This is a genomic window from Xanthocytophaga agilis, from assembly GCF_030068605.1.
GTDB classification, from domain to species: Bacteria; Bacteroidota; Bacteroidia; order Cytophagales; family 172606-1; genus Xanthocytophaga; species Xanthocytophaga agilis.
Genome location: NZ_JASJOU010000001.1, coordinates 980,908 through 1,002,317 on the forward strand (window position 1 = coordinate 980,908; position 21,410 = coordinate 1,002,317).

General features: G+C 36.4%; 15 protein-coding genes. 9 read left to right on the forward strand and 6 right to left on the reverse strand.

The annotated features are described in order from the left end of the window. Positions 1-129: 129 nt before the first annotated feature. On the forward strand, positions 130-1,020 hold the full coding sequence (locus tag QNI22_RS04055) for a DMT family transporter (protein WP_314509356.1): 891 nt from the start codon (positions 130-132) through the stop codon (positions 1,018-1,020). Positions 1,021-1,118: 98 nt separating this feature from the next. Here the strand turns inward: QNI22_RS04055 and QNI22_RS04060 are convergent, their stop codons facing one another. Beyond that, complete coding sequence (locus QNI22_RS04060; protein ID WP_314509357.1) at positions 1,119-2,279, reverse strand: MFS transporter; 1,161 nt, start codon at positions 2,277-2,279, stop codon at positions 1,119-1,121. Between the two features lie 53 nt (positions 2,280-2,332). Beyond that, the gene (locus tag QNI22_RS04065; protein ID WP_314509358.1) at positions 2,333-2,725 is read right to left on the reverse strand and encodes a VOC family protein; all 393 of its coding nucleotides are present in this window, start codon (positions 2,723-2,725) and stop codon (positions 2,333-2,335) included. 105 nt (positions 2,726-2,830) lie between these two features. On the opposite strand from QNI22_RS04065, the gene QNI22_RS04070 reads away from it, so the two are divergent. The 5 genes from QNI22_RS04070 (at position 2,831) to QNI22_RS04090 (ending at position 10,970) form a co-directional block, all read left to right on the forward strand. Continuing rightward, entirely contained in the window at positions 2,831-3,580 is a 750-nt protein-coding gene (locus tag QNI22_RS04070; RefSeq protein ID WP_314509359.1) for a DeoR/GlpR family DNA-binding transcription regulator, read from the forward strand. Positions 3,581-3,886: 306 nt separating this feature from the next. Then, positions 3,887-4,603, forward strand: a complete 717-nt coding sequence (locus QNI22_RS04075; RefSeq protein ID WP_314509360.1) for a hypothetical protein — start codon at positions 3,887-3,889, stop codon at positions 4,601-4,603. After that, positions 4,600-7,368, forward strand: coding sequence for a TonB-dependent receptor (locus QNI22_RS04080; RefSeq protein ID WP_314509361.1), 2,769 nt, complete (start codon positions 4,600-4,602; stop codon positions 7,366-7,368). The genes QNI22_RS04075 and QNI22_RS04080 overlap by 4 nt, the downstream gene beginning before the upstream one ends. A gap of 45 nt (positions 7,369-7,413) precedes the next feature. Beyond that, positions 7,414-8,523 carry a DUF4249 domain-containing protein gene (locus QNI22_RS04085; protein WP_314509362.1) on the forward strand — a complete coding sequence of 370 codons (1,110 nt, stop codon included), beginning with the start codon at positions 7,414-7,416 and terminating at the stop codon, positions 8,521-8,523. Positions 8,524-8,588: 65 nt separating this feature from the next. Then, positions 8,589-10,970 carry a hypothetical protein gene (locus QNI22_RS04090; RefSeq protein WP_314509363.1) on the forward strand — a complete coding sequence of 794 codons (2,382 nt, stop codon included), beginning with the start codon at positions 8,589-8,591 and terminating at the stop codon, positions 10,968-10,970. Between the two features lie 78 nt (positions 10,971-11,048). On the opposite strand, the gene QNI22_RS04095 is transcribed toward QNI22_RS04090, so the two are convergent. The 3 genes from QNI22_RS04095 to QNI22_RS04105 form a co-directional block, all read right to left on the reverse strand. Then, positions 11,049-11,771: a DUF4197 domain-containing protein gene (locus tag QNI22_RS04095; protein WP_314509364.1), complete on the reverse strand. Its 723-nt coding sequence runs from the start codon at positions 11,769-11,771 to the stop codon at positions 11,049-11,051. 270 nt (positions 11,772-12,041) lie between these two features. Further along, positions 12,042-13,205, reverse strand: a complete 1,164-nt coding sequence (locus tag QNI22_RS04100) for a monodechloroaminopyrrolnitrin synthase PrnB family protein (RefSeq protein ID WP_314509365.1) — start codon at positions 13,203-13,205, stop codon at positions 12,042-12,044. 36 nt (positions 13,206-13,241) lie between these two features. Beyond that, a complete protein-coding gene (locus tag QNI22_RS04105) occupies positions 13,242-13,658 on the reverse strand; it encodes a hypothetical protein (RefSeq protein WP_314509366.1) in 417 nt (138 codons plus the stop codon). Between the two features lie 588 nt (positions 13,659-14,246). Here QNI22_RS04105 and QNI22_RS04110 point away from each other — a divergent pair. Next, positions 14,247-15,257 (forward strand): methyltransferase, encoded by a 1,011-nt coding sequence (locus QNI22_RS04110; protein ID WP_314509367.1) that lies wholly within the window; start codon positions 14,247-14,249, stop codon positions 15,255-15,257. Positions 15,258-15,291: 34 nt separating this feature from the next. Here QNI22_RS04110 and QNI22_RS04115 read toward each other — a convergent pair whose 3' ends face one another. Next, a complete protein-coding gene (locus QNI22_RS04115) occupies positions 15,292-16,050 on the reverse strand; it encodes a DeoR/GlpR family DNA-binding transcription regulator (protein WP_314509368.1) in 759 nt (252 codons plus the stop codon). A 625-nt stretch (positions 16,051-16,675) separates the two neighbouring features. Between QNI22_RS04115 and QNI22_RS04120 the strand changes: the two genes are divergently transcribed. Continuing rightward, positions 16,676-19,813: a SusC/RagA family TonB-linked outer membrane protein gene (locus QNI22_RS04120; RefSeq protein WP_314509369.1), complete on the forward strand. Its 3,138-nt coding sequence runs from the start codon at positions 16,676-16,678 to the stop codon at positions 19,811-19,813. 17 nt (positions 19,814-19,830) lie between these two features. Beyond that, the gene (locus tag QNI22_RS04125) at positions 19,831-21,378 is read left to right on the forward strand and encodes a SusD/RagB family nutrient-binding outer membrane lipoprotein (protein WP_314509370.1); all 1,548 of its coding nucleotides are present in this window, start codon (positions 19,831-19,833) and stop codon (positions 21,376-21,378) included. The last annotated feature ends 32 nt before the right edge of the window (positions 21,379-21,410 follow it).

Sequence of the window (21,410 nt, forward strand, 5' to 3'; positions counted from 1 at the left end):
GTTCTAAAACAGTCCGTTTTTATTGGAAGAACTGATGAAAACTTTTGAATGTTAATGTTTTGCAGTTTCTTTGAGTGCAAAAGAAAAGGTATGCTTCATCTGAAGTTTTTAATCCATACAAAATCATAAATGACATATTTAAAACTTGTACTTGTTTCATTGTTTTGGGCAGGGGGATTTATTGCCGGAAAAATACTTGTGAATGGTGAGGTAGGACCTTATACTGCAGCAACCAATCGTTTTTTGATTGCATCCATTTGTCTGATGACAATTCTATATCAGGTTGAAAAGAGGTTTCCTAAACTTACCTTGAGGCAATGGTTGCTGGTTTTGGTTTTGGGACTTAGTGGTGTTTTCTTATATAATATCTTCTTCTTTAATGGGTTACGATACATACCCGCTAGCCGTGCTTCTTTAATTGTAGCTATTACACCTGCTGTAACTGCCTCATTAAGTGCTATTTTTTTTAAAGAGAGAATTACCCCGTTACGTTGGATTGGTATTCTAATTTCTATTGTAGGAGCAATGATTGTTATTTCACATGGAGAGTTGGTTTCTCTGTTGAATGGTGGAATTACTTTGGGGGATGTATTAATTTTTGGTTGTGTAATTACCTGGGCTATTTATACTTTAGTAGGCAAATTAGCTCTCGTGGATCTGTCTCCTTTGGTTGTTGCTGCTTATTCTTCTTGTATTGGCTTATTTACATTAGGTATTCTGGGAATTTCAGAAGGCGCATTACATTCTTTTACACAACTGAGCTGGCAATTATGGGCAGCTATTCTATTTATGGCAATTTTTAGTACTGCTTTGGGATATATATGGTTTTATGAAGGTGTACGATCTATTGGTCCATCACAGGCTGCTGTTTTTGGAAATCTGGTTCCTGTTTTTGCTGTATTGCTGGCTGTAATGATATTAAATGAAAATGTAGATGTTTATATGATAGGAGGGGGGCTACTTGTATTGGCAGGTGTATCACTTACTAATCGAAGGAATACTCAGGATAATGTTAAATAATAGAAACATTATTTAACATTATCCTGGTTGTAATTTTTACATTATATCATTTCATGTTCAACAAAATCATGCTGGTGGTAATTTGTTGAACATGAAAATTATTCTTTAGTATTCTTTTTTGCTAAAACTGATATCATAAAACTTAGAAATACAACAAGCAAAAGAGCCCATCGTAAGCCTATAGCTTCTGAGATCCAACCTATTAGTGGAGGACCGAACAAAAAGCCAAAGTAGCTTACTGTTGAAACGGCAGCAATTGCCATTCCTGCATTCATCGTTTTAGACTGACCGGCTGCACTATATACCAGTGGTACTACAGTAGCAAACCCCAAACCTGCACAAGCAAAGCCAATAATTACAAATGTAGGTTGTTGAACCAAAATAGCTAGCAATAGACCAAATCCAGACAGAATACCACTGATAATTAATGTTTTCTGGATACCCTGGCGATTGGTAAACCAATCGCCTCCAAAACGTCCTAGTGCCATAGCAAAAGAGAATGCTGTATATCCAGCCGTAGTCCAACCTGAATTAGCTGGCAGTAGATTCGTTAAATAAATAGATGACCAGTCAGCCATAGCTCCTTCGCCCAGCATCACACAAAGACCAATAATACCCAAACCAATTATTGTATTATCTGGCCTGACAAACACTGGGGTTGTTGGATCATAGTTCGTATGTGTTGTCAATAAAAAACGAGAGAAAATAATTGAAATGAGAATCGTGAAACTGCCTACAATACAAAAGTGTGTAAACAGATCAATATCCCACTGACGCATCAAGCCTCCTAAGCCTGCACCCACCATTCCCCCTACACTAAATAATGCATGAAAAGAGGACATAATGGATTTTGCATACATTTTTTCCAGATGTATAGCTTGATCATTTGCTGCAATATTTATCAGATCTCCACTTGCACCTGCAAATAATAAGGCAACCGCTAACATCCATGCTTCTGGAATTAAGGCTAGGCAAGGTATGACACAACTATAGATAACACTGGCTGTTACTACCACTGATCGACTTCCAAATCGGGAAGTAAGCCAACCTGCCAGAGGCATCACCAATATAGATCCGATAGGCATCCCCAGCAAAACTGTTCCCAATTCACCATCAGAAAGATGTAGTTGAACTTTAATAGCTGGTAAACGTGATGCCCAGGTAGCAAACATACTTCCTAAAACAAAGAAGTATACTGAGATAGACGTTCGGATTAAAGGAAGTGAAAACAGTCGGGAGGGAGTTGCTGTTATATTCATATATAAAGCTGACTTAGAACAGATACACAAATGTAAGGAGCTTTTATGGATAATCAGTTGGTAATCTCAATTCTATTATTTTCAGGATCAAGAACTATACTTTCGTAGTAGCCATCCCCTGTATATCGTGGTTCTCCAACTATTGGGTAGCCATCTTTTCGTAATAATTCTGTGTACTTATCAACCTCCTCCTTGCTGCCAACTGAAATAGCAAAATGAATCAATCCTTTATATTGTTTGAAAATATCATTTAGATTGTCTGGAATAGAAGGCATTTGCATCAATTCCAGCCGACTGCCTTGCTTAAAAGAAAGAAAGTATGATTGGAAATCTTTCGTATGATTATGATATTTTTCTCCGGAAGAAGTTCCGAAATAGGTAGAATAGAAATTTTTCATATTTTCTAGATCTGTTACCCATATTGCAATATGCTCGATGAATGCCATTGTTTGAGGATTTTTACGGTTATTTTTATTTTTAAATAATAAAATACCGCATAATATTGCATAAAAGCAATAATTTTATTAATTAATATTTTCAAAAACGCATATATGCTCAAAGAAGAAAGACATCAGTATATCTTACAAAAACTCCTGGAGAATCGTAAGGTGGTTTCACTAGAGTTACAAAAGGAATTACAGGTATCTGATGATACCATTCGACGAGATTTGCAGGAACTTGCAGACATTGGGCTAATAAAAAAAGTGCATGGGGGAGCTATTCCAAAGCCTAAGTTGCCATATGATGTGAATGAGAGACTCCATATTTCTCAAACAGAGAAACAAATTATAGCAGAAAAGGCTATTGACTTATTTTCTAATGATCAGGTAATTGTACTGGATAATGGCACCACAAACCTACTGGTCGCGAAGTTGTTGCCAACAACTTTGAAAGCTACTATATTTACCAATAGTTTACTGATCGCACAGGAACTGGTAACACACCCCGAAGTGGAAACCATAATGCTGGGAGGAAAAATTTTTAAACAAGCTCAGGCTGCAGTAGGAATAGAGACTATTGAGAGTTTAGCAATGATTCGGGCTGATTGGTGTTTGATAGGAGTATGTAGTATTCATCCAGAAATTGGAGTCACTTCTCAAAGCCGTGAGGAAAGCCAGGTTAAACGTAAAATGGTAGAGGTTTCTCAAAAGATAATAGCTACTGCAACATATGATAAAATGAACACAGCAGAAAATTTTCTTGTGTGTCCTACCGAACATCTTGATATCTTACTTACAGATGATAGAATTGATAAAGCCTTGCTAAAACAATATGAAGAAATGGATATTCATATATTATAGATAGAATTCGGGAACAAAGTTTCTTTGCATAAACTGTAGGAAAACTATTTTATCTGATTGAACTTGGATAATGGCATAAAAAGTATAGTATTAAAAGAGAGACTGTCGATTGAATAAAACTATTTATCTATTGATTTGGGTAAATGGTAGATTTATTTTTTTACTTTTTTGTGATTCATATAAAAGATATAAGGATATTATTTACCTTGCATATATAAACTCCACTCTTTAACAGTAGCTCTTCGGATAAAATACTGAAACAATAGTGATCCTACAGGATTCCAATATTCAAACACTACTACCTGAATGAAATATTTTACTGCCAGTATAGGTATATTGTACCTGTTTGGTATTCCTCTTTATGCCCAAAAAGCAGATACTTCTGCCAAAAAGGCTATCGCTTCTGCTGTGGAATTGTACCGGATATCTACGGAAGAATCACAGCATTTGTATAACGGGCCTGAGTATTTTATCTACGATTCTCGTTCAAAAGAACACCAGTTTTTTGAGTCAGACGAAATGGAGGCAGGTTCTGTCCATTACGATGGACAATTCTACCCAAACGTTCTGATTATGTATGATATTGTGAAAGATGAAGTCGCTATTGAACACCTTAACAGATATGATCAGATACAACTCCAAAAAGAAAAAGTAAGTTATTTTACTGTCTTAAATCATCACTTCATTCGTTTGGAAAAAGATAATACAGGATTGCGGACAGGCTTTTATGACTTATTGTATAATAAGAGATTAAAAGTGTTGGCACGTCGGATAAAAGAACGGGATGAGGTAATTGAGCAAATGAAGATAGTAGTAGAGTTTCCTGCCAAGAATTTCTTTTATGTTTACAAAGATGGTGTATATCATAGTGTGAGCAGGAAAAGTTCTGTATTACAATTGTTTGAAGATCAGAAAAAAGCTCTGCGTAAATATATTCGAGAGAACAAGCTCCGATTCAAAAAAGATCGTGAAAATACTATTGTTCAGGTTACTGCCTATTACGATCAACTAACCACTCCATGAAGAAAACATCTACTTATCTTTTGTTCTTTTTTTTCCTTTTGATACAGTCTGTTAATGCGCAGACAAAAACAGATAATGGAATAAATGGTAATTTTACCAATACTCCCTTCAGTCAATTTGTTAAGGAAATAGAATCCCAGAGCCCTTATTATTTTTATTATGATGCGGTACAACTTGATAGCTTTAAAGTTACGCTTCAGGTAACCAATTTACCTATTCAAAAAGTACTAGAACAAGTTTTCAGTGATACTGAGTTCAAGTTCTCGATTGACGCCCAAAAACGTATATACATTGCCCAGGATCGATTGATCATTACACGACTGCCTGCAGGATTATTTGATTCTACTCCAAGTGAGAAAACAGATGCAACAGCTTATGATATTCCAGATGAGGAACGGGAAGAAAGACTGTTGTCTGCAAGTGAAAATAAATTATATGAGATTGGAGTAAAAACATATAAACTAAAAGAAGGCAATGCGACTATATCCGGTTATGTACGCAATGCCAAAACCGGAGAACAGATCATTGGGGCAGCAGTATATCTGGAATCACCACAAATCGGGGTGGTTACGGATGCTCTGGGACATTACAGTATTACTTTACCAAAAGGAAAACATTTGCTTCGGATCAAGAATATTGGTATGCGTGATACCAGACGCCAGGTGATGGTTTATTCTGATGGAAAACTGGATATTGAAATGCTGGAAAGTGTAGTGGCTCTGAAAGAAGTGAAAGTACAGGCTGATCGTGATGTAAATGTTGCAGGCACACAAATGGGCCTGGAAAAACTCTCAATTAAAACCATGAAGCAGATTCCAACTGCATTTGGTGAAACAGATTTGCTTCGGGTAGTACTTACTCTACCTGGCGTAAAATCAGTAGGAGAGAGTAGTACAGGACTCAATGTAAGAGGAGGTTCAACATCTCAGAATCTGATTCTTTTTGATGATGCTACTGTTTATAATCCAGCCCATCTGTTTGGTTTCTTCTCTGCATTTAATCCAGATGTAATCAAAGATGTAGAGCTTTACAAAAGTAATATTCCTTCTAAGTTTGGTGGAAGACTTTCTTCTGTGTTGGATATTACAGGTCGGGATGGAAACAAAAAGAAATTTGTTGGCTCTGGAGGTATAGGTTTAATTACCAGTAGGTTGGCTTTGGAAGGACCTATTGTGAAAGATAAATCTTCTTTTATTCTTGGTGGTAGGTCAACCTATTCCAATTGGGTACTAAAAGCACTGGAAAATCCAAACTTTAACAAAAGTTCTGCTTCTTTTTATGACATCAATGCTCACATCAGTCATGAAATTAATGAAAAGAATAGTATATATCTGACTGCCTATTTGAGTAACGACCGTTTTCGGTTATTCGGAGATACCTTATATACGTATCGTAATATATTAGGTTCGCTAAAATGGAAACATACTTTCAATACGAAACTATATGGTGTGTTTAGTGGTGCCTATAGCCAGTATCAGTATGCTATCAGAGGAGAGCAAACTCCAACTACCGCTTTTGACCTGAACTTTGCAATTTATCAGGCGAATCTAAAAGCAGATTTTACATACCTTCTTACGGATAAACATACGCTGGAATTTGGAGCCAGTACAATCCGATACAAACTAAATCCTGGTTCTTATACTCCTTATGGTGAGGGATCATTGGTAATTCCGGATGTAATGGCTAATGAACAAGCACAAGAAAGTGCAATCCACATTGGTGATAAGTTTGAAGTTAGTCCTCGGTTACTGATTACGGCAGGAATTCGTTTTTCGGTTTTTAACTATCTGGGACCTAAAACAGTAAATACTTACGCTACAGGTTATCCAATTGAAACAGGTTATATGACAGGTACAAAAACATATGATGCTGGAAAAATTATTCAGACATATGGAGGCCCTGAGTATCGTTTGTCGGCTCGTTATATGCTTTCTGCTGATATGTCTTTGAAAGCAAGTTACAATACTTTGCGACAGTATATTCACTTGATTACCAATACAACAGTAGTATCTCCAACAGATATCTGGAAGCTGAGTGATTCTTATTTGAAACCCCAGTTAGGCAGTCAGTATTCACTGGGATTATACAAAAACCTGAGAGGAAGTACTATTGAGGTATCTGTAGAAGGGTATTATAAGGACATACGCAACTTCCTGGACTACAAAAATGGAGATTCTCTGATACTAAATCATCATATAGAAACAGCAGTCATTAATACCCGTGGTAAAGCATATGGTGTAGAGCTGATGGTAAAAAAGATGTCAGGTAAGTTGAATGGATGGGTAAGTTATACCTATTCTCGTTCCTTATTACGCGCAGAAGACAGAAGCTCGTCTGATGCACCAAATGATGGAAACTATTATCCAAGTAACTATGACAAGCCACACGACTTTACTTTAATTGGTAATTATAAATTTAGTCATCGGTTCAGTACTTCTTTGAACTTTACTTATAGTACTGGCAGACCTTATACACCACCTATTGGTAAATATATTCTGGAGGGAACTGAGAGAGTATTTTATGCAGAACGGAATAAATACCGTATTCCTGATTATTACAGAGTAGACTTTTCTATGAATATAGAAGGAAATCATAAAGTTAAAAAACTGGCCCATAGCTCATGGACATTGGCAGTTTATAATGTGCTGGGACGAAAAAATCCATATTCTGTGTACTTCATAACAAAAGGTGGATCAGTAAACGGGTATCAGCTTTCTATTTTTGGCAGGCCTATTCCTACAGTTACCTATAACTTCAGGTTTTAAGCAATAAGCTTTAGACAATCAATTGTATTCTTTATTGATAAATTCATGAAATCCATATTTGTTAAAATTGGTTTTTTTATTAGTGGAATAGTGATTTTGGGTGGATGTATAGAAACATTTGCTCCACCAGAGGTGACATCTAACAAAACTTTTCTGGTCGTGGATGGCTATTTGAATATTGGAGAAGGAAGTAGTATCATCAGACTAAGCTGGACAAAAAATCTTACAGATGAATCGGCTTGGACGTATGAACAGAATGCAGAGGTTGTGGTAGAAGGAGACAAAGGAAGCCGCTTTGTGTTTACAGAAGGAAGTGGAGGTGCCTATGTATTGTCACAACAGATATTTAATGAATCAGAAAATTTTCGATTAAGTATAAAAACTTCATCTGGAAAGGAATATCAATCAGATTATGTCCCTTATAAAAAAACACCTGCCATTGATAGTGTCGCTTACAAGGTGGCAGGAGATAGAAGTGGTGTTCAGGTTTATGTAAATACCCACGATAATACAAATCAGACAAAATTCTACCGATGGAAATTTGAAGAAACATGGCAATACCAAAGTGCTTTGATTTCTTCTATGGAAGTGCAGGGTGAAGATATTGTCTTTCGTACCGATGATATTCACAACTGTTGGAAAACTATGGCAAGTACTTCTATTTTGATAGGAACTTCAGTCAAGTTAAGTCAGGATGTGATTCAGGACTTTCCAATTACTTTTGTGAATGCTTCTACAAATAAGTTACTAATTAAATATAGCATACTTGTGAAACAGTTTGCTCTCACACAGGATGCATTTGATTATTGGACAGATTTGGCAAAGACAACAGAAGCTACAGGAGGACTTTTTGACCCTCAACCTTCATTAGTCACTGGCAATATTCATTCGATAACAGACAGTGATGATTTGGTTTTTGGTTTTTTTAGTGCTACCTCTATGGCGCAGAAAAGAATCTTCATTACACCTTATCTGGGATTTTATCCTACTTGCCTGCCTGTTGATACTTTGCCCAAAGCTGATGCAATCGCATCAGGGGATTTGATTATGACAGATTATGGTTATCCTGATGTCCAATATATTACTATTCCTCCATCATGTGGCGATTGCCGTCTACAGGGTGGCACTACTGTCAAACCTGATTTCTGGAGATAAGAAAACAACCTACTTGTTTTCATATATATATTTAAGATAGCCACTTATTTGTTAAATAAATACAAATGACGCCATTTACAAGATTCAAAAAGCTTATCTATGTTGTTTTGACTTTTATTCCAGCACTGGGGGTAGGGCAAACCGAGAAAGTTATTCAAACTCAGTTTACACAATATAGTTCGCAGACTTTACAAGAAAAATTATTTGTACATACAGATCGTCCGTTTTATCTGGTAGGAGAAACGATCTGGTTTAAAGTTTATGCAATAGATGGTGCTTCACATCAACCTCTGGATTTGAGCAAAGTAGCATATGTAGAGTTACTGGATAGAGAGAATAACGCAGTTGTACAAACCAAGCTTTCACTTGCTGATGCTAAAGGCAATGGAGCAGTTGTATTGCCTGCATCGCTGAATTCAGGTTATTATATGTTGAGAGCTTATACCAACTGGATGAAAAATTTCAGTGCAGATTATTATTTCGAAAAGCAATTAACAATTATTAATCCATTTGGATATTTGCCTGTTCTCTCAAAAGACAAGAAGGATACCGGTTATGATGTACAGTTTTTTCCAGAGGGGGGAGCATTGGTGGAAAATGTGGAAAGTAAAGTTGCTTTCAAAGTAAATAGTGCGGATGGAAAGGGCATTGATTGCATTGGCGCTATCTTAAATCAGAAGAATGATACGGTAGTACGTTTCTCTCCATTAAAGTTTGGTATAGGAAACTTTGTTTTTACACCGGCACCTGGCAATACATATCGTGGGATAATAAAAGACCAGATAGGTGAAGTTCAATCTTATCCCTTTCCTGTTGCTAAACCTAATGGCTATGTATTACGTGTATCAGAGTCCGGAGATAAACAACTTCAGGTTTCGGTTTCAACTGCAGGTGTATCATCACAGAAACTCTATATCCTTATACATACTCGGCAGGCTACAAAGTATGTGGATTCTCAATTACTCACATCAGGGAAGGTAACTTTTTATGTTGACAAAACAGCTTTAGGAGATGGGATTTCACACATAACTATTTTTGATGAAGAAAAAAGACCTGTAGCAGAGCGCATCTATTTCAAGCGGCCAATACAAAAACTGGCTATTGAAGCAAGCCTTGATAAAAAACAGTATACTACACGAGAGAAGATTGATCTAACCATATCTACCCAATCAGACTTGAAAACAGATCTTTCGGTGTCAGTGTATATGTTAGACTCACTTCAGACAATTGACCATCTGGACATTACAAGTTATATATGGTTGTCCTCTGATTTGAAAGGAACAATAGAGACTCCCCAATATTACTTTGAAAATGAAGGGTTAGAAGTAGACCAGGCTATGGATAATTTAATGTTGACACATGGATGGAGTCGTTTTAAATGGGATGAAGTCTGGAAAGACCCAAAACAAGATTATACCTTTGTGCCTGAGTATGGAGGACATTTTATTACAGGAAAGGTATTTCAGACAAAGACTGGGTTACCTGCAAAAAATATGAATGTGTTTTTATCTGCTCCAGATCGATATGTGCAGTTATTCGTTGCAAAAAGTGATTCTTTGGGGCGTATTCGTTTTGAAGTAAAAAATTTCTCAGGAGCTAAGGATATCATTGTACAAACAGATACCCGTAGGGACAGTATTTATCGGTTTGAGATAAATAGTCCATTTTCTGAAAAAATCTCTTCTCGTTCTTTATCCTTTCTGACTCTGGATAAGAGCTGGCAAAATCAGTTATTGACCCATAGCATCAATATGCAGACCAATAGCGTATTTTTCCCCAGAAAATCTGTCTCTTCATCCATAATAGATAGTTTAGGATTTTATGGTAAGCCTCATGAAAAATACTTTCTGGATGCGTATACTCGATTTCCTACAGTTGAAGAGGTGATGCGGGAGTACGTACCAGGTGTGATGGTACGAAAGCATAAAGGTAAATTTCATTTTTATGTATTTGACAAAATACGAAATACTGCCCCTTTCGATGAAGATCCTTTGATCTTACTGGATGGTATCCCTGTATTTGATACAGATAAAATTATGGCATTTGATCCATTGAAGATTAAAAAGCTAGAAGTAATAGATGGACGTTATTTTCTTGGACACCTTATGTTTAAGGGGCTTGTTAGTTATTCAACTTACAAAGGAGATCTGGCTGGGTTTGAGTTAGATCCTCATGCATTGGTACAAACATATGAGGGTATGCAGAATAAAAGAGAATTTTACACTCCAAAATATGATACCCCAGCAATGAAAGAAAGTCGGTTGCCGGATTTTCGTAATCTTTTATATTGGAATCCGGAAGTGCATACAGAATCAGATGGAAAGAAAAAACTTGATGTTTACTCCTCTGATCAGCAAGGGAAATATGTGGTAGTAATTCAAGGCATTACGTCGGATGGGAAAACAGGATATACTTACACAGCTTTTGATGTTAAAGGTGCATTATGAGAATAGCACCTATGACATCAGAATATAAAAAAGGCTCTTAGTATTACTCTAAGAGCCTTTTTTATTGATAGAGGTCGATTAACTTCCAAAAACTTTTTTCAAAATATCAGAAACACGTGCTGCCGGATCTTTACGAATTTTTAATTCTTCATCAGCAACAATAGTGAACATCCCTTTAAGTGCTTTATCTGTTGTATATTTTGTCAGATCTGTATTTACTTTCTTGACCATTGGCAATTTATTATATGTAGTAGTGATTTCAGTCCACAGACGAGTAGCGGTAGTAGAATCCAGTGCTTTCTTTATATGAGGTGAGAATGCACTTGCCAGCTTATCAGATGTTTTGGTCTTTAAATAGCTGGTTGCTGCATCATTGCTTCCTGTTAGAATGTTCTTAGCATCTGTAATTGTCATTGACGTGATTGCATTCAGAAAGATGGGGGCTGCTTCTTTTGCAGCTCCTTCAGCTGCCCGGTTTAATGTTAATTCAAATTGATCAACTTTTTTTCCTAAGCCAATTTCTCTGAGTTTGGTAGATACCTTTTGCACATCTTCAGGAAATGGGATTTTTACAACTGGATTTTTGTAGAAACCATCTGCTTTATTTAACTGGGTAGATGCATTTTTTGTACCTACAGACAAAGCTTCTTTCAGACCTTTTGCTATATCACTCTCAGATAACGATGTAGTACTACTGGTGACAGATGTAACTTTTTCTTTCAGTTTATCCAAGCTCAACTGTGCAAATGCACCTGTGAAAGTCAAAGTAGTGAGTAATGTGATTGCAATCTTTCTTTGCATGGTGAGTATAAAAATTAAAGAAACGGTGAAAACGCGGTAAAATTGAAATAATACTTTCAGCGATAAGTAGTTTGAGGTATCTGGAAATGAAGATATTTCTTTTAAAACGACCAAAATATTTTTTTAGTAGAAATTTTAGACCTTTTGTAGGAGTAAAATGTAAGAAATCCAGTTCATTTTATAGACTTCAGGTGGAAATAGGGAGAAAAAAAGAACCAGTGTATATACACAATAGTCCACTGGCTCTTTTATTATCTTATACTTGAATACTCAGTTTCTTGAAATATTTCTTCCAGATTCAGGTGCTTGAAAGTTAGAAATACAAATTTCAAGCATATCAATTTTTTGATTGGTTAGATTTAGAATATGAGTAAGTATATCTGTAGAGTAACCACCACTACCATGATTACGATGGGTATTTTCATTCGTGGTAAAGGTTAGATCTTGCTTCTTCGTATGTGCATAGGCTTCCTCTGCTATTTTTTTATGAGGCATACGAAAACTTTTCAGCAATCTGCAACAGGAACTGAGACTTTTAAGCGAGTCTAAAATTATACTATTAAATTCTACCTGACCATCTGCCAAACGACAGACTTTACTTACCATACTTGATTTATTCTCAAATTCGAGATATATGTTCCGCATTTCAGGGTGAATATAAGGCAAATAGGTTTCTTTAAAAATGCGGTACTCTTCATCCTGACAATCACTACTCCATAGGAGATGATCAAAGACAAACATAGGCATTTCTACTGCTCCAGGCCCTAAATATTCACGATTATTTAATATAATAGGATCGAAATAAAACCGGAGTTCATTGGCAAAGTAGGAGGGTGATACTTTTCGTCGAGCTATTACAATGCCTTCAATCACGTTTTCAAATAAGGCAACTATTTCCTGACATATTATTTTGAACTCTGGTGAACTAAGTGATGTAAGGTGGAGATTTCGCAGAAGAATAATGCAACGAACCAATGGCTCCATCGCTACTACTACACTCTCTATCAAAAATTGTTCATCCTGAGTTCCTGTATAAGTACGTCTGCGGAAATCTGTTGGGTTCCAAACTGTATAGTGCAATAATGTATCACGAGGAGGTAAACCTGATTTCTCTCCCATAAGATTCATTTTATCTTCCAGTTCTGGTATGATATTGACCGGTTCTACCTGATGCCTTTTTAAAGAACCCAGTAAAAAACCTATATCCCGAATAGCTGCATTAGCCTGATATTTATCAAATGTATGAATCTCATTCATTGATGGCATAATATCTACCAGCAATAATACAAGTTCAATAGTATCCTTTTTTTGATTAAGAAAAGGAAGTTTATGGATGAGTTGATCTGCTTTTAGAGGATCGAGATTTGAGATATATTCATTTTCCTGAGATAAAGACGTGACTGAAACCTCAACCGAAAAAGGCGCAGAATGCATAAAGGATGGTTTGGGATTAATATGGTTTTATGTATATTATTTTTCTGTCAGCCATTGATAACATTTTTCCAAAGAGCCAAATGTCTGTATCTGTAACTGACGGAATTGAGCCTGTGTATTTACCTTATTTACAGTTGCCTGAGCAAATACATCTTCTGCTACCAAAATAGCTATTTTTCGTAATCCCAATTTCTCAACTTCATCAAACCATACCCCACCTATATACTCCTGAAGTTCTTTTGCCAATACTTTCAGCTCAGACTGATCACTGATATGTCGAGTTAGATTTTCCTGTTTTATTTTTTCATTCATCACTTCACATCCTCTTTTCAAATCCTCAAACTTTAAGAAGCCCATCCATTTGGCAATGACTACTTTATCTGTTGGATCATAGGTCAACTTAATATATTTCTCATTGAGAATTGACTGAGTTTGTTTTGTTTTAAAATCCATGACTCTTGTTTTGTTTATATAAATGTAAAGGAGTAAAATATATGTAATTAACGTTTTTAGTAAAAATATATATTTTTTTGTTAATTGATGTTGGTTCTATTGTTTGGAAATTGTGAATGTTTTTTACGAAGAGTAATTTTCTTTGGAATAATGGGATAAATGAGCTAAAATATTAGTTAAGAGGGTTTTATCTATAATACATTCACTGATGTCTATTACAGCTGAAAGTTTAATGGCGTGGTTATTTTGTGTTTTTATGTGAAATACCAGATTGATATTTTATGTGTAATAAAAGATGTTTTTTTGTATGAGGTAAGGGTTGCCAAAACTATTTTAAGACAGGAAAGAAACCGGGTTTTAGAGCCAGCCAAGATTATTGTAAGGGGTATAGTCGGAGATCATGGGACAAAAAATAGATACAGAGGTGGCACAGAAGATGCTTTTGCATCTTATATAAAATAGTTTAGACAACTTCTTAAAGGGAATAGGGTTTTCATTCCTATTGGGTAGCAAGTTATTTCGTGTTGCATAGACGTTAATTGGACATAAATAGTATTCTTTAAATTTTAAATTCTAGGAGTATTTCAAATGATGGATCCATCAAAAATCATGCAGGTTGGGCTAGGTTTCTGGGCTTCAAAAACTCTACTAGCTGCTATTAAACTAGAATTATTTACCCATTTGGGTGACCATGCATATTCTGTAGATAAGATCAAAGAATCTACAGGGATTAAAGGAAATGCCGCATTAGATTTTCTAGACGCATTGTATTCTTTAGGTTTTTTAGAAAGAGAAGGTGTAGGGGCTTCCGCTATGTATAAGAATACACCAGAAACAGCTTTTTTTCTTGATAAAAATCGGCCAGCCTATATTGGCGGTTTTTTTGAGATGGCTAATGATCGGGAATACAGATTCTGGGCAGATTTAGAGGAAGGACTAACAACAGGATTGCCTCAGAATGAGATCAAACAAACCGGACTTGAGTCATTTACAGCTATTTATCAGCATTCAGTACGAGAGTTTACAGAAGCAATGACAAGTATTCAATTGGGCGGTTTCAGTGCTTTTGTAGACAAATTCGACTTTTCCAGTTACAATAGTTTATTGGATTTAGGTGGATCTGGTGCCACATTGTCTGCATTGGTTGCAGGAAAACATCCACACATGCATTGTATTAGTTATGATATGCCTGCCGTTGAGTTTCTGGCTAAGGAAACAGTACAGAATTTTAACCTTGAAGGACAAGTTACAATCCAAAGTGGTAACTTCTTTACTGATGAGCTACCCAAAGCAGATATGATTACGATGGGTAATATTTTGCATAGCTTTGATCTGGAAAAGAAAAAGTTATTGATTAAAAAATCGTATGAGGCTCTACCTGTAGGTGGTGCATTATGTATTATAGAACTAATTATTGATGAAGAAAGACGTCACAATACATTTGCCTTATTGATGTCGCTGAATATGCTTATTGAATCAGATGGGGGATTTAATTATACAATGTCAGACTTGGAAGGGTGGGTGAGAGAAGTTGGTTTTACAAGGACAGAAATTTTTCCTCTGGCTGGGCCAACAAGTGCAGCAATTGCCTATAAATAAAAATATAAAGCCAACCATTTGGTTGGCTTTTGTACTATAATATCTGAATACCACTATAACTGTATGGAACCAATAGAGGTGAGTCGGGTGGTAATTCAGTAATGAAATAATCTATTTCGGATAGATCCGCTATTTTCATCCGCATAACACTATTCATCTTTTCTGAAATTGCCAGTACTGCTATTTTGTCAGCAGCTTTTATCATTGCTTTTTTTGCCTGAATTGTTTCCCAATCAGAATCTGTTAGTCCTTCTCGGGCGTCAATAGCATTGGTTCCCATAATGCATAGATCTACATGTAATTCGGAAAGGCGTTGATATACCTCTCCACCAACACTCATTTGGCTATAGCGGGATATCTGACCACCGATTAGAATGATTTCCAAATTAGGCTTGTCTAAAAGCTCAACAGCTGTCAAAGGATTGAGCGTGACGAAAGTCGCTTTCAAATCAGAAGGAATGATCTTGACCAGTTCCCGAATTGTAGTACCTCCACCAATAAGGACCAGCATACCATCTTCTATTAATGGTAGCATTTTTTCTGCTATGATCTTTTTGCTGTTATGCGCATAGGTTTCCTGTAATTGCGATGTATGATGATAGGCTTTGGACATAGCACCTCCACGAATCTTTATGAGTTTACCCTCTTCTGCCAGATCATTGATATCTCGCCGAATTGTGTCTTCTGAAACATTCAACACCTGGGATAGTTCTGACAGCGACATTCGGGTGTGAATGTTCACTTGCTGTATAATCTGATCTTTACGCTCTCCTTTGAGAAAAATGACTGACATGAATGGTAAGTAAGCTTACAGAGTTAAATGTTTGGAAATGAAGATAATAGGTTGTTAGAGAGCCTTTAAGGAAAGCCTGTTCTAAGAACTTGTTAATATAGTAAACGAAAGTATACAATCTGTTAACTATCCAATATATGTATAGAAAGAAATATATGCAATCATTTTTGGTTGATTTATTTGCAAATTTTGCAATATTTTTTCGAATTATTGAGCAATTTCACTTGTATGTTGCATTTTAATCAGCTAGCTAGAAACAGTTTGAGATTTTTGTATGCTAACTAATACTTGTGAGAACCTTTTAGCTAAAGGGATATCTCTGCCTTTTAAGTGTAATAGCTAGAATTTGTGTCCTTTTACTACATTTTTTGATTGTAAGTCTATTCTTCTTTTCATTTTTAAAATCTTGTTGTATTTGTATTAAGTGGCAATTTTAAAAAATGCATATATAAAATTTTACTAAAATGTCGATTTTAAAAACAAGATCTGGATATTTAGTAAAAAAATAGCAATAAAATTTGTTTTATAATTTATTACTCCGATATTGTTGCAAAAATTGCAGAATAATGTTGCTTTTTTTGCAATATTATATTTGGAAACCCTTAACTATCCCTATTTAGTGCCTATGACTAAAAGTCTACACAGAAAGCCGATTCGTTGGATGTGGCTTCTGACCATCTTCTTTTTATTGACATTACCTGTGTTTGCACAACAAACCATTACAGGTGATGTAACGAATGTAACGGATAACACAGCATTGCCTGGAGTAACTGTTTCTGTTAAAGGTACAACTAATGGTACTACTACAGATGCCAATGGACATTATAGCATTAAAGTAAATGATCCAAATGCGACACTGGTATTTTCATTTATTGGATATGTTACAGAAGAGGTTGCAATAGGAGGGAGAGCAACAGTAAATATTTCTTTGGCTCCAGATATTCAGTCTCTGGGTGAAGTAGTAGTTACTGCATTGGGTATTGAAAAAGACAAAAAAGCAGTAGTTTATTCTGTATCAGAAGCTAAAGGAAGCGAGTTTACACAAGCTAGGGAAAATAACGTTGCCAATGCACTAACTGGAAAAATTGCAGGTGTAAATGCAACTGGCTTGTCAACAGGACCTGGTGGTTCGAGCCGTGTTGTGATTAGGGGAAATGGATCACTGACTGGTAACAGCCAGCCTCTCTATGTTATCAATGGTATGCCAATGGACAATAGCGTTCCTGGTGGAAGTTCAACGCCTAACGGATTAGGTACACGAAATGGGGTAGATCGTGGAGATGGGATTGCTGCTATTAATCCAGATGATATAGAGTCAATTTCTGTATTAAAAGGTGGAGCTGCTGCTGCGCTATATGGTTCAAGAGGTGCCAATGGGGTAATCCTGATTACAACTAAAAAAGGTCGTGCTCAGAAAGGGATAGGCGTTGAATACAATGGTACCTATACGATGGAAAATGTATCAGTATTTCCTGATTTTCAGTATGAATATGGTCAGGGAGATGGAGGGGTTATGCCTACTACACTAGCACAAGCTCAGGCAACTGGCCGTCGTTCATTTGGAGCAAAAATAGATGGTTCTACAAACTATGTAGCTGCTGATGGAAAGACACATCCTTATGTAGCGCAAAAGGATAATCTGAAGAATTTTTATCAGACTGGTACCACATTTACAAATACAATTGCCTTATCTGGTGGTAATGAATCTGTTGTCTATAGACTTTCATTAGCTGATTTGAATGCAAAAAGTGTATTGCCAACTAATACGTATAACCGCAAAACGGCTAACGCGAGTTTATCTGGCAAGCTGAGTAGCAAATTGCGATTTGAAGCTGTTGCACAATATAATCTGGAAAAAGGTACTAACCGACCTATTGCAGGTGATGCGTTGGGTAATCCAAACTGGATGCCTTATGAAGTGGCTAATACAGTGGATGTTCGTTGGTTAAAACCTGGTCATGATGCAAATGGAAATGAAATTTTGTGGAACGATGCGGGTATTGTAACAAATGGATATTTCTTTATCAATAAATTCAAAGAGACAGATACGAAAAACAGATTTATAGGCCAGGCTTCAATTTCCTATGATCTTCTAAAGAATTTGACTGTAAAAGGAAACATTACACGAGATTTTTATAACTATAGTTTTACTAGTATTATTCCTACAGGAACACAGTATGTGCCAAATGGTCAATATGATGGTATTAAATCTACTGTGTCTGAAACCAATAGCCTGTTAACGGCAAATTATCGTACGACACTTAACGAGAAGTTCGGTATTTCTGCTCTGGTAGGTGGTAACATTCTGGTGAGGAAATCTGATGATTATAACTACACAGGTGAACGGTTTATCATACCTTATTTCTATAGCTATGCTAACTTAGGAACTTCTTCTGCTGTACCCTATGCTGGAAATATGAGAACCAATTCTGTATTTGGATCTTTAGACCTTGATTATAAGAGCATAGTATTCTTGACAGCAACTGGCCGTCAGGATTGGTTTTCTACACTTAGTCCGGCAAACAACAGTGTCTTTTATCCTAGTATAGGAACAAGCTTTGTATTGTCAGATGTAGTTAAAATGCCGTCTGTTGTTGATATGTTGAAATTGCGTGCATCCTGGGCACAAGTTGGTGGTGGAGGTCCTGATCCGTATGCAATTAATCTGGCCTACGGAAATGTACCGAGTGCTAGTTCTGTACCACTGCAAAATGTGTATTCTGCTATTTCTGGTGCCTATGCTGTACCCAACGATATTCTTAAACCTTATACAAGTACAACTTTTGAAGTAGGTTTGAATACTCAACTTTTCCAGAATCGTTTAAACTTTGATATTACATTATATGACCGTAGGACTACTGACGATATTGTTAGTGTGCCTATCTCTTATGGTTCTGGTTATAATGTAGCTATTCTTAACGCAGGTAAGTTAAGTAACAAAGGTATTGAGTTAATGATTGATGGTACACCTATAAAGACTGATGCATTCAGGTGGAATGCGAGCTTCAATTTTGCCTATAATAAAAGCGAAGTTTTGAAATTAGCTGATGGCATTACTACTGCAAATATTGGTACTTCAGCCAATGGAAATGCTTTCATTAACAACCAGGTTGGTAAGCCTTTTGGTTCAATTTATGGGTATCGGATGCTTAAAGATGCATCTGGGAATATCATTTACGATACTAACTCAAATCTACCTATGCAAACTGATAATAATCAGTTTCTGGGCCAGGGAGTACCACCTTATACAATGGGATTAACCAATGATTTTAAGTATAAAAATTTCTCATTGAATGTATTGGTAGATGGTAAATTTGGTGGAAGTATTTTTTCTGTAATGGAAGTATATGCTACTCGCTTAGGCTTACTAAAATCTACACTACCTGGACGTGAGAATGGCTTAGAATTAAATGGTGTAACCAAAGATGGAGCTGAATATTCGTATACAGTGCCAGTGGCAAACTTACGTAGTGCATACTATAACAACATGAACAGATACACAGAGTTATTTGTACATGATGCTAGTTTCGTAAAGTTACGCCAGGTGATTCTTACTTATAACCTACCTACAGAGTTATTCAAACGCTTTGGAGTTCAAGGAGCTAGTATTTCACTGGTAGGCCGTAACCTTCTTATCCTTTATAAACAGACTGATAATTTTGATCCGGAACAAAGCTTGACTAATGGAGCTGCACAAGGAATTGAGTCGATTGGTTTACCACGTACCCGTTCATATGGTTTGAATCTGAGTCTGAAATTTTAACAAAAAACATGTTAACGATGAGAAAGTTAATTTTAAAATATAGTTCTATTTTACTGGTAACGTCTGGGTTGGTTTTCCTACCATCCTGTGATAATAACTTTGAAGCCATTAATACTAATCCAAATACAGTACCTGTCCTTACTCCATCACTTATGTTTAGTAAAGCATTATATGATGGAGCGGCTAATAGTGGAAATAAGGGAAGTTTGTTATTTGGTTTGATGCAGTATACTACTAGTTATAATGATGTAGAGGGCTTTGGATCAAAATATGTGGCTTCTCAAGTAAATGCTACTGGAGCAGTCTTTAACAATTCATATCCTACTCAGATTAACGAAATAGAAGAGGTTATTAAAGCTGTAAAAGTTGATCCTGCTAAAATCAACATGTATGCAATGGCTCGTATATGGCGAGTCTATTGCTTCAGTCGGCTGACAGATTTGTATGGGGATATTCCTTATAGTGAAGCTGCTCAGGGATATAATCTTAAAAACTATCAGCCAAAGTATGATGCTCAAAGTGCTATTTATGCGGATATGTTGAAGGAACTTGATGAAGCTGCTGCTGCTCTGGACCCAGCACAAACTTTGACATATGGTTCTTCCGATCTTATTTATGGAGGAAATGTTGGAAAGTGGAAGAAGTTTGCCTATTCCTTAATGCTTAGATTGGGTATGCGCCTTACCAAAGTGGAAGAAGCAACAGCACAAAGTTGGGTTACTAAAGCAATTGCAGGAGGTGTAATCAGAGACTATGCGGATATTGCTAAGATGAGCTATACAGCTTCTGGCCAGAATATCAATAAAAACCCTATTGCGTGGCAACTGCTTAATGATAATTATATCAGAGCGAATGGGGTTGACAATACAGAAGGGGGTAAATACCAGAAAGTATTTATTGATTCTCTAAAAGCGAATAACGATCCTAGATTAGGTGTTCTTGCTGTAGTATATGTAAACGGAGTGGCTAGTTCTGATGAGAGCATCCAGAAAGGAATGCCTGCAACCATTAATGGTACTAAACCAGCTGATTTTGTCACTTATTCAGAGCCAAAACAGACTACTGTATTACGTGTGGATGCACCTTTGTTGCTATTCACTGTGGCAGAGTCTGACTTTTTACTAGCTGAGGCAGCTTTGAGAAATTGGTATACAACGGAAACTGCCTCTGATTTATATGAAGCAGGAATTCGTGCTGCCATGAAGCAGTGGGACCTTATCAGTGGTATTGCCGATGTTATTGATCAAGGTAGAATCAATAGTTATGTAACAGCACATACGCTACATAGTAGTGCTTCTGTAGAAGAGCAAAAAGAACAAATATATAATCAATTCTGGCTGGGACTTTTCCCTGATGCGCAGGAAGTGTATAATAACTATCGTAGAACAGGCTATCCAGCTTTGGTTCCGAATGTATATCCTGGCAATGCAACTGGTGGTCAGATATTTCGTAGATTCCTCTACCCGGTTAGCGAACAAACGTTAAATCGAGCTTCTTACAATGATGCAGTAGCCAATCAGGGTGCTGATGATCTGATGACTAAAATTTGGTGGGATAAACAATAACACCTGCGACGTACACTGAATAAATTAAAAGA